Genomic DNA, 7,359 nt, shown 5'->3' on the forward strand with positions numbered 1-7,359 from the left:
ACGGAGATGCTGCCGGGGCAGCTGATCTCCGACATGGTGGCCATTCTCGGCTCGATGTTCTTCGTCGTCGGCGACGTCGACAAATGACATTCCGTATGCCGCCGGGCTCGCTCTCGCGCGCCGGTGCCCTCCGCGCCGCGGCAGTTGTCGTCATCACCGCCAGTGTCTGGGCGGCGGGAGCGTGCTCGGACGAGGACGTCGTCGACACGATCCCGCCACCCCGGCCGAACCGGACCACGACGAGCGACGGGACACCGGCGACCACAACGACCACGACGACCACAACGGTCCCTCACATCGGTGGGACACCGAGGACCAGCGTCTTGCCGGACACGACGTCGAGCACGACCCGGGCACCGAGCGGCTGAGACAGCTTCAGCGTGCTCGGGGTCAGCAGGTACTGCATGGTGCACATCGTGCCCGGGTCGGGCGGAGTGTGCGTGGCGCCGACCACGACGAGGTCGTCGAACTCGACGGCGTGACCCGTCAGGGCGCGGTCACAGGCACCGTGACCGATCCGCACGGTGATGCTCGGGCCCGACACGGCATCGAGGGAGTCGGCGGGGCTGAACCCGGGCGGCGCCGGGGGCAGGCCGGCGAGTGGTTGGGGCGGCGTCGGCCGGTCGAGTGCTCCCGGCGCCACCGCGACGACGACGATCGGGCGGGCCAGCCCGTCCACCGTGAAGGACCAGGCCGGGACGGTCGCCTGGCCCTCGTTGGTCTCGACCCGCATCGTCGTCAGGGTGGCCCTTGTCATCGTCAGGACGCAGTCGGGCGCCGCCACGCCGGAACAGCCCCCGCCGGCCCCTTCGAGAGCCCGGGTCACGCTCTCCCGGGGTCCGAGCAGGTCGACCGGGCGCTCCGACCCGTCGGGGAGCGTCATCCGGGACACGCCGACCTGGTCGTCCGGGACACCCGACCCGAAGTCGACCTTGCCCGCGGCCCACGCGACCTTCTGGGCGTCCGTCTCGAATGCGGCGTCAGCCCAGGGCGAGAGGAGCACCGGAGCCGCCGGGGCATCAGGCCGACCCGATGCGCGAAACGTCTCGGCCACGACCTTCGCCCGGTCTGCGAAGACCTTGGGGGCCGACGCACTGGGCAGCGTGGTCGGCTGGTCGGCGGGCACGGTACCCGGATCCCGCACAGAGTCGGTGGCCGTTGCCCCGACGGTTCCATCCGTGGAGCCGCCGGTCGCCGGGCTCCGCACCTCACCGCAGGCGGCGAGCGCCAGGACCAGCGGGACGAGCACGAGGATCACGGCGCGGGGTCCGCCGCTGCGAGTCTTGGCCTCCATGCCGAGAAGACCCCGTGGTGACCGCGATCGTTGCATCAGCGGTCCGCGTAGCCGTTCAGCTCGTCGAGATCCTCCTCGTCGCCGTCATCGCGAGGCCTGATGCGGCACCAGCGCTGGACGACCATGCCCGCGACGGCAAGGGCGATGGCGATGAGGGCGTGGATCGCGAAGGGCCAGATACGACTGCGCTGGGACTCGATGTCGGAGTCGGGCAGCAGCACGAGGATGACCGCGGCGTACCAGCCTGTCAGGGCCGCTCCGGTGAGGGCGGCGGCCTGGCCGAGGACGAGTGTCCGCGCGGCCCGCAGGGGAGTCATGGTGGCGCCCCTGTCCCCGTCCCTGAACGTGCGCACCTGCCGGCCCGCGACGAGGACAGCGCCTCCGAGGAAGAGCATCGCGGCCGCACCGATCCAACCCGGGTCAGGCACGCTCCGACCGCTGCCTTCCACCCAGCGCATGACGAGCCACGCCAGGACGAGGACGGCGACGCCCGTGAGCACGAGCGTCGACACGCGGATGCCGGTGTGCGGCTTCACAAGTGCCCCCATTCGGGCCCGGGACGGACGCCCGAGCGATCGAGTCGGTCAAGCAGTTCACCAATCGGCCGGATGCCGACCTCTCCCGGCCCGACCCTGACGCGCGCCTCGGGCTCGGCCCGGGCCCAAGGGAGGAGCACGAACGCGCGCTCGGCGGCGCGGGGATGCGGCAGAGTCAGTGTGGCATCATCGCTCACGACCTCCTCACGGGAGCCGGGCGTGCCAAACTGGACGAGGTCGAGGTCCAGTGTCCTTGGGCCCCAGTGGATCTCACGGGTCCGCCCGTGCTCAGCCTCGATGCCGTGCAGCGCCTCGAGCAGCCCCGCCGGATCGAGGGTCGTCCGGCCCACCACGACGGCGTTGAGATAGGGCGGCTGCTCCGGACCACCCACCGGGTCGGTCTCGACGATGGGCGACACCGAGCTGACGGTGAAGCCCGGCAGGGTGCGCAGGGCGTCGACGGCGAGGGAGAGCGTGCGCCCACGGTCACCGACGTTCGACCCGAGCGCGATGACGGCTCGCGGTCCATTGTTGCGTCGGAGGCGGACCTCGACGTCGGTGAAGGGGTGGCCGACCGGGGCCTGGGGCTTGTGCACGACCACCTCGACCGCGTCGACGAGCGGGAAGCCGAGCACGTCGTCGGCGATGACCTCGGCGAGCCGCTCGATGAGGTCGAAGGACGGCCCCGTGATGCGGGCCACCACGGTGGAGGCGACCTGCGCGTAGTTGACCGTTGCGGCGAGGTCGTCGGTCCGACCCGCCCTGGACAGGTCGAGCGTCAGGTGCACGTCGACGACGAACTGCTGCCCGTCCCGCTTCTCGGCCTCGAGGACTCCGTGGAAGCCGCGGGCGGAGACCCCCGTGAGGACGATCTGGTCGCTCACCAGGCCTCCTCGTCGGCCGTGTGATGGTCGAGAGCCGCCCTGACCACCGCGAGGACCCGTGCGGTCGACTCGACGTCGTGGACCCGGACACACCACAGGCCGGCCATGGCCGCCATGACCGAGGTCGCCGTCGTCTCGAGGTCGCGCGCGGCGGGTGGCCGTGGCGCCTCGCCCGCTCTCCTGCCGAGCCGCCCGAGGAAGGCCTTGCGCGACGCACCGAGGAGGATCGGGTGTCCCAGCTCGTGCAGCGCGGGCAGCGCCGCCATGAGCGACCAGTTGTGGTCCGCCGTCTTGGCGAAGCCGAGACCTGGGTCGAGCACGAGGAGGTTTTCACTCAGCCCGGCACCCAGCAGCGCGTCCCGGCGGGAGGCGAGCTCACGGCATACGTCTGCCACGACGTCGTCGTAGACGGCGAGTGACTGCATGTCGACGCTGTGACCGCGCCAGTGCATCGCGACATAGGGCACCCCTGCCTCGACGACGACCGGGACCATGTCCGGGTCGGCGAGGCCACCGGAGACGTCGTTGACGACGCTGGCCCCGGCGTCGAGCGCGGCTGCCGCCACCGCGGCACGCATCGTGTCGATGGACACGATGGCACCCTGCTCGGCGAGGTCACGCACGACCGGGAGCACCCGACGCAGCTCCTCCTCGACCGAGGGCCGGTCGGCACCGGGCCGGGTCGACTCGCCACCGACGTCGATGATGTCCGCCCCGGCGGCGAGCACGTCGCGTCCGTGCGCGAGGGCAGCCTCGGGCTCGAACCAGACGCCACCGTCGGAGAACGAGTCCGGGGTCACGTTGACGACGCCCATGACGAGGGTCCGGTCACGCTCGGCGACCAGGGTTGCGGCCTTCGACCGCATCATGGCACTGGTCACTTGTTGCCCTCGAGCATGAGTGCCATGGCCTCCGCTCGAGTGGCGGGATCGCGCAGCTGACCGCGCACGGCCGAGGTGATCGTGGACGCGCCCGGCTTGCGGATGCCGCGCATCGACATGCACAGGTGCTCGGCCTGGACCACCACGATGACTCCACGCACCCGAAGGTGCTCCACGAGGGCGTCGGCGATCTGCGTGGTGAGGCGCTCCTGGACCTGTGGACGCCGGGCGAAGACCTCGACGAGCCGGGCCAGCTTGGACAACCCTGTGACGCGGCCGTCCTTGCTCGGGACGTACCCGATGTGGGCGACGCCGTGGAACGGCACGAGGTGGTGCTCGCACGTGGAGTACAGCTCGATGTCGCGGACGATGATCAGCTCGTCGTGGTCGATCTCGAAGGTCTTGCTCAGCACGTGCTCAGCCGTCATGTCGAGCCCGGCGAACATCTCTGCGTAGGACCGCGCGACGCGGTCCGGGGTGTCGACGAGGCCCTCGCGCTCCGGGTCCTCACCGATGGCGAGCAGCAGCTCCCGGACGGCAGCCGCAGCCCTCGCCACGTCGACCGCCACGGATCACGCCTTCTCGTCGGGGTGGACGGGCTTGTCGTCCGGCACCTCGACGACCTCGACGGGCGGGTGCTCCTCGGCGAGGGGGTGGACGCCGACCGAGGCGGCCTCGTCGATCTTCTCCTCGACGCCGGGATCCGGAGCCGCCGGGGGCGGGAGGTGGCCGTTCTGCTGGGCAGCGATCTCTGCCGGCGTGAGCACCGGCGGGCGGTCGCCGGGCAGGCGCGTCTGGGAGGACAGCCACGTGGGCCGCACCGGAAGCTTGACGATGTCCGAGAAGACCTTGGCGATCTCCGCCTGGTTGAGCGTCTCCTGCTCGAGGAGCTCGAGGACGAGGCGGTCGAGCACGTCGCGGTTCTCGTTGAGCGCCTGGTAGGCCTCGTCGTGCGCCGCCTCGATGAGCCTGCGGACCTCCTCGTCGACGATGCCGGCGATCTCCTCGGAGTAGTCGCGCTGGTGGCCGTAGTCGCGTCCGAGGAAGACCTCGCCCTGGCTCTGCCCGAGCTTGATCGCACCGATCCGCTCGCTCATGCCGAACTCGGTGACCATCTTGCGGGCCATGCCGGTGGCCTTCTCGATGTCGTTGCTGGCACCGGTCGTCGGCTCGTGGAAGACGATCTCCTCCGCGACCCGTCCACCGAGGGCATACGCGAGCTGGTCGAGGATCTCGTTGCGCGTTGTGGAGTACTTGTCGTCGACGGGCATGACCATGGTGTAGCCGAGGGCCCGTCCGCGGGGCAGGATCGTCACCTTGGTGACCGGGTCGGTGTGGTTGAGCGCCGCCGCGACGAGCGCGTGGCCGCCCTCGTGGTAAGCGGTGATCTTGCGCTCCTTGGCCGACATGATCCGGGTGCGCTTCTGCGGGCCTGCGATCACCCGGTCGATGGCCTCGTCGAGCGACCTGTTGTCGATGATCTTCTGGTCGCCCCGGGCGGTCAGCAGCGCGGCCTCGTTGAGCACGTTCGCGAGGTCGGCCCCCGTGAAGCCCGGCGTGCGCCGGGCGACCGCGAGCAGGTCGACGTCGTGGGACATCGGCTTGCCCTGCGCGTGCACCTCGAGGATCCGGTGCCGGCCGAGCATGTCGGGCGCCTCGACGGCGATCTGCCGGTCGAACCGGCCCGGGCGAAGCAGGGCCGGGTCGAGGATGTCGGGACGGTTCGTTGCCGCGATGAGGATGACGTTGGTCTTGACGTCGAAGCCGTCCATCTCGACGAGCAGCTGGTTGAGGGTCTGCTCGCGCTCGTCGTGTCCACCGCCGAGGCCGGCGCCACGGTGGCGTCCCACGGCGTCGATCTCGTCGACGAAGACGATGGCGGGCGCGTTGGCCTTGGCCTGCTCGAAGAGGTCACGGACCCGGCTCGCGCCGACACCGACGAACATCTCGACGAAGTCCGAACCGGAGATCGAGTAGAACGGGACTCCCGCCTCGCCTGCGACGGCACGGGCGAGGAGCGTCTTGCCGGTGCCGGGCGGTCCGTAGAGGAGGACGCCCTTGGGGATCTTGGCCCCGACGGCGAGGAACTTCGCCGGCTCCTGGAGGAACTCCTTGATCTCCTGCAGCTCCTCGATAGCCTCGTCGACGCCCGCGACGTCGGCGAAGGTCACCTTCGGCATGTCCTTGGTCGCGAGCTTGGCGCGCGACTTGCCGAACTGCATGACGCGGTTGCCGCCGCCCTGCATCTGCCCCATGAGGAACCAGAAGAGGGCCAGGATGATGATGATCGGCAGGATCGAGACGAGCAGCTGGCCGAGGAAGCTCGGTTCCTCGATGAAGTCGTCGACGCCCTTCGGCGGAGCCGCCGTGTTGAGCGCGTTCACGACCTCCGTGCCGCGGGCCTCGACGTAGTAGGCAAAGACGGTCTTGGCGTCCTTGACCGTCCCGTCGGCCGACGTGTACGGCTGCTTGAGCGTCAGCTCCATGCGCTCGTTGTTCGTCAGCTTGGCCGACTCGACGTTGCCGGAGGTGATCTGCTTCATCGCCTCGGACGTGTCGATGCGGGGAGCACCGGAGTTCGAGAACATCATCCCGAAGACGAGTGCGCTGATGAGGACCAGGATCCACACCAAGGGAGTGCGCAGTAGCCGCTTACCGTCCATGTATGTGCGGGGTCGACGCCCCGGTCCTCCTGCTCGTCAACGGGTGAGTGCACTGTCGGGTGCACCGGAACAACGTCCGGCCACCCACCAGTGTTCCGCATGACCGGCCGGGACGCCCAACCAGCCCATACCCAACCAGCCACCTCGTCGAAAGAACAGCCCTCGGCCCAGAACGACCAATCGCGGGTCAGGCGAACTGCGCCGTGATCGTCTGGCTGACACCGTCCACGGTCACCCGGCCCCCGTAGGGCAGGACCCACTGCGGCGACGTGTGCCCGAAGTCGACGTCGAGGGCGACGACGAGGTCCGCGTGGTAGGACTCGACGACGCGCAGGACCTGCTCGCGATGCTCGGCCCGGAACGCGCTCGCCTCGGCCTCGGTGCGCGGGTGTCCGGGGCCGGAGGCGAACGGCCGGGCCCAGAGGAGGGCCGAGGCCGCTTCGAGGATCCCTCGCTCACCCAGGTTGCGCAGCCCTCGGAAGACCTCCTCGGGCGAGGGCATCTCCTCGGTCGGCTCGAGCAGGAGCACGCAGCCTGCGTAGTCTTCGACCGGCCTGACGTAACGGCCCACCTCGAGCGTCCACCGGACGATCTCGAAGCAGCCGCCCCACGTCCGACCGGTGACCACTCGCCCGGGCCCGGTCCACGTCCACGGCTCCGCGGGCAGGTCCGGCGGTGGGTCGCTGAGGGCGGCGGGGTCGTCCCAGGGCAGGCCCATGTCACGGGTACGGGTCACCGGGACGAGCTCGATGTCACCTCCGAAGAGCGCGGCCCGGAGCGACGTCAGGTGTTGGGCATCCGGGGCGGGTCCCGGGCCGAGGTGGACCTGGGTGGAGCCGCCGTGGACGCCCTCGATCCCGTGGAACCAGAGCCAGTTGAGCAGGTTGGTGTTGTCGCTGTAGCCGAAGTACGGCTTGGGGTGGGCGGCGATCACGTCCGGATCGAGAAAGGGCAGCACCGTGAGTTGGTCGTCGCCGCCGATGCTCGCCAGCACCGCCACGACCGTCGGATCGGCGAAGGCCGCCATCAGATCGGCGGCCCGGTCACGGGGTGAGGCGTTGAGCTGCCGGGTGGTCGGGTACTCCACCGGCTCGACGCCGA

General features: G+C 70.3%; 7 protein-coding genes. All 7 read right to left on the reverse strand.

Annotation, left to right across the window (positions count from 1 at the left end):
* Positions 1-292: 292 nt before the first annotated feature.
* Positions 293-1,294: a hypothetical protein gene (locus ABF401_RS06060; RefSeq protein ID WP_353508642.1), complete on the reverse strand. Its 1,002-nt coding sequence runs from the start codon at positions 1,292-1,294 to the stop codon at positions 293-295.
* A 35-nt stretch (positions 1,295-1,329) separates the two neighbouring features.
* Positions 1,330-1,830: a DUF3180 domain-containing protein gene (locus ABF401_RS06065; RefSeq protein WP_353508643.1), complete on the reverse strand. Its 501-nt coding sequence runs from the start codon at positions 1,828-1,830 to the stop codon at positions 1,330-1,332.
* Positions 1,827-2,714, reverse strand: coding sequence for a 2-amino-4-hydroxy-6-hydroxymethyldihydropteridine diphosphokinase (folK, locus tag ABF401_RS06070; RefSeq protein ID WP_353508644.1), 888 nt, complete (start codon positions 2,712-2,714; stop codon positions 1,827-1,829). The genes ABF401_RS06065 and folK overlap by 4 nt, the downstream gene beginning before the upstream one ends.
* On the reverse strand, positions 2,711-3,583 hold the full coding sequence (gene folP, locus ABF401_RS06075; protein ID WP_353508645.1) for a dihydropteroate synthase: 873 nt from the start codon (positions 3,581-3,583) through the stop codon (positions 2,711-2,713). Before folP ends, folK begins: the two co-directional genes overlap by 4 nt.
* Before the next feature lie 8 nt (positions 3,584-3,591).
* On the reverse strand, positions 3,592-4,164 hold the full coding sequence (gene folE / locus ABF401_RS06080; RefSeq protein WP_331929625.1) for a GTP cyclohydrolase I FolE: 573 nt from the start codon (positions 4,162-4,164) through the stop codon (positions 3,592-3,594).
* A 3-nt stretch (positions 4,165-4,167) separates the two neighbouring features.
* Positions 4,168-6,258 carry an ATP-dependent zinc metalloprotease FtsH gene (gene ftsH, locus ABF401_RS06085; RefSeq protein ID WP_353508646.1) on the reverse strand — a complete coding sequence of 697 codons (2,091 nt, stop codon included), beginning with the start codon at positions 6,256-6,258 and terminating at the stop codon, positions 4,168-4,170.
* 187 nt (positions 6,259-6,445) lie between these two features.
* Positions 6,446-7,359, reverse strand: a 914-nt coding sequence (locus tag ABF401_RS06090; RefSeq protein ID WP_353508647.1) for an LD-carboxypeptidase, incomplete at its 5' end; no start/stop codon positions are given.

Origin of the sequence: Intrasporangium sp. (assembly GCF_040414665.1) — a bacterium.
Taxonomy (GTDB): Bacteria; Actinomycetota; Actinomycetes; order Actinomycetales; family Dermatophilaceae; genus Intrasporangium.

Coding starts and splice junctions, on each gene's coding strand:
- ABF401_RS06060 (WP_353508642.1), bottom strand. CDS start 1,294: ATGGAGGCCAAGACTCGCAGCGGCGGACCCCGCGCCGTGATCCTCGTG.
- folP (WP_353508645.1), bottom strand. CDS start 3,583: ATGATGCGGTCGAAGGCCGCAACCCTGGTCGCCGAGCGTGACCGGACC.
- ftsH (WP_353508646.1), bottom strand. CDS start 6,258: ATGGACGGTAAGCGGCTACTGCGCACTCCCTTGGTGTGGATCCTGGTC.